This is a genomic window from Mesorhizobium sp. M7A.F.Ca.US.006.04.2.1 (assembly GCF_004022915.1).
GTDB lineage: Bacteria > Pseudomonadota > Alphaproteobacteria > Rhizobiales > Rhizobiaceae > Mesorhizobium > Mesorhizobium ciceri.
Genome location: NZ_RZQA01001002.1, coordinates 1 through 2,035, shown reverse-complemented (window position 1 = coordinate 2,035; position 2,035 = coordinate 1). Strand labels below are relative to the sequence as shown.

Here is a 2,035-nt window from a genome sequence, read left to right as displayed (position 1 = left end):
ATCCGTGGCTGGGCAAGACCAGCCACGGATCCTCGGAGCCGCTTACTTCAGTTCGAAGGTGACGGTCACCTGGACATTGTAGGAATTCTCGCCGGCCTGCACGGGAGCCGCGCCACCCGCCGCGGCATCGAAGGCCTTGGCGTTGATCGGCATCGGCGCCGGCGCAATGTTCTGATCTGATATCTCGAGCACCCGGCCGAGGCTGGCGCCTGCGGCCTCGGCCAGCGTCTTGGCCTTGGCCATGGCGTTGGCGACCGCCTTCTTGCGCGCCTCGGTGACCGTGGCTGCCGGGTTGTCATTGGTGAAGGCGATGCCGCCACCCTGGTTGACGCCGAGCGACACCGCCTTGTCAAGGATCTCGCCGGTCTTGTCGACATCGCGCACCCGCACCGAAAGCGTGTTGGTCACCTGATAGGCGACGAGTTCGGCTTCCTGGCTACCGTCCGGCTTGTTGGTGTAGTTGTAGCGCGGGTTGATCTGGATGCCGGCGGTCTGCAGGTCCCGGTCCTTGATGCCGGCGGACTTCATCGCCGCGATCACGGCGGCCATGGCGTCATTGTTGGCGTCGAGCGCGGCGCGCGCGGTCTTGGCCTCGCGCATGACGCTCAGCGTCAGGACCGCCAGATCGGGGGCCACGGTTGCTTCGCCTTCGCCCGACACGATGATGCGGGGCGGCGTCGGCAGATCGGTGGCTCCAGCCATCGCCGGAAAAGCGATTGCAGCGGCGAGCGCGAGAGGCAAAAGATGTCTGGTCATGAAAATCTCCTTGGTCTGCGATCAAGTCGCAGACGTCGCGTAGAGCGCGATTATGGGTTGATTTGGGCGATCTGGGGAAGCCCGTCGGGAAAGCCTTGTGCCGCGATGCGAAAAACATTAATCCAGCCCGCGTGGGGCCTGTAGCTCAATGGTTAGAGCCGGCGGCTCATAACCGCTTGGTTGGGGGTTCGAGTCCCTCCGGGCCCACCATTACCGTTAGGTCCGTTCCGGACACATAGGTTACGGTTTATACCGGAGACATGGGTAACACTTTTGGCCCGAAGGGGTTTTGGAGTGGTTCGAGCCTGCATGTCTCATCGTCGAAATATCCCAAATCATAGTCCATGAAGCTAGCCAGCCAGATATGGTCCTCGACCTGTTTGATTCCGACGGTCTGGCCGGCAAAGACAAGGCTGAGGTTGATCTTCTTGCGGTTATAGCAGATGCGGCCGCAGGTGGTGACGGTGACGGCCTTGTCGTGAAACGGGTGGTCGAGATCGGGCAAGCCGGTGTAGGGACGCGTTGAGGGCGTGTAGCGCTCGGCCGGGCAGTCCATGTCGAGCGCCTGGTGCGGGCGTTGTGAGTTGAACTCGTCGATGAAGTCATCGAACCTGGCCTGCTGTTGAAGGAAATTGGCGCCGGCCGGTTTGGTGGTCTCCTTCTTGAGGGTGAGGTGCATGCGCTCATGGCGGCCATTCTGCTGCGGACAGCCCGGCTTGATGCGCTCGATGTCGATGCCCAGGCGCAGCCACCAGACCGACAGTTTGCTGAGATTGAACAGCGCGTTGGGGCTGGCGAAGGGAACGCCATTGTCGGTCCTGATCGCGCTGGGCAGGCCGAACTCTTTGAAAACGCTTTCGAACACGGTGAAGGCATAGGCTTCCTTGGTGGTCGAGAGCGCCTCGCAGGCGATGAGATAACGGCTGGCGAAGTCGGTGATGGTCAGCGGATAGCAATAGCGCCGATCGGCGAGCATGAACTCGCCCTTGTAGTCGGCACACCAAAGATCGTTAGGGCGACAGCCGTTTGAAAGTGGTGTCCCCGTCGCCCTGTTGCGCCTGCGCTTGCGGCGCTCGACCATGCCGTGGCGGTCGAGCACGGCATGCACCGTCGAGATCGCGGGCCGGTGCACATCCGGATACAGCCGGGCCAGCCGCTCGCGTATCTTCGGCGCACCCCATGTCGGCTTGTCTTGCTTGAGGCGCACAATCAGCTTCTCGATTTGAAACGGAAGCTGATTGGCGTGGCGATAGGGCCGCCGCGATCGGTCCGTCAGCCC

2 protein-coding genes and 1 tRNA gene are annotated in these 2,035 nt (G+C 62.2%); 1 reads left to right on the top strand and 2 read right to left on the bottom strand.

The genetic code is table 11. The features are described from left to right. Nucleotides 1–42: 42 nt before the first annotated feature. The gene (locus EN925_RS33410) at nucleotides 43–756 is read right to left on the bottom strand and encodes an SIMPL domain-containing protein (protein ID WP_013530175.1); all 714 of its coding nucleotides are present in this window, start codon (nucleotides 754–756) and stop codon (nucleotides 43–45) included. A 134-nt stretch (nucleotides 757–890) separates the two neighbouring features. Between EN925_RS33410 and EN925_RS33405 the strand changes: the two genes are divergently transcribed. Next, nucleotides 891–966: transfer RNA gene (locus EN925_RS33405), tRNA-Ile, on the top strand. A 37-nt stretch (nucleotides 967–1,003) separates the two neighbouring features. On the opposite strand, the gene EN925_RS33400 is transcribed toward EN925_RS33405, so the two are convergent. After that, a partial coding sequence (locus tag EN925_RS33400) for an integrase core domain-containing protein (RefSeq protein WP_164894575.1) occupies nucleotides 1,004–2,035 on the bottom strand: 1,032 nt, incomplete at its 5' end.